Source organism: Paracraurococcus ruber (assembly GCF_004353985.1).
Classification (GTDB): Bacteria; Pseudomonadota; Alphaproteobacteria; order Acetobacterales; family Acetobacteraceae; genus Paracraurococcus; species Paracraurococcus ruber.
On the sequence record NZ_SMOA01000783.1, the window covers coordinates 1 to 230 of the forward strand.

The following is a 230-nucleotide window of genomic DNA, read 5'->3' on the forward strand; positions in this document are numbered from 1 at the left end:
GCTGTCGTCGCCTCGCCAAGGATTGGGAGTGCCTGAACCGGTCAGGCCTGTGCTTCCTGCGCTGGGCCTCCGTCCGCCTCATGCTGCGAAGGCTCTGCCGAATCAGCAAATGATCCCGGACAGATGGGGTGATTGGGGTCTCTCCCCGGTGATCCGGTGGCTGCTCCTCTCGGGATGGTGGAGCGTGGTCCGGTTTGCGTCGGCCACCAGCATCGAGGAGGAGCAGCGAT

Annotated in this window: 1 pseudogene; it reads left to right on the top strand. The window is 64.8% G+C overall.

Features of this window, described 5'->3' with window-relative positions:
* Positions 1 to 113: pseudogene (locus E2C05_RS32680) on the top strand (IS5/IS1182 family transposase); the annotation flags it as partial.
* Positions 114 to 230: the final 117 nt, after the last annotated feature.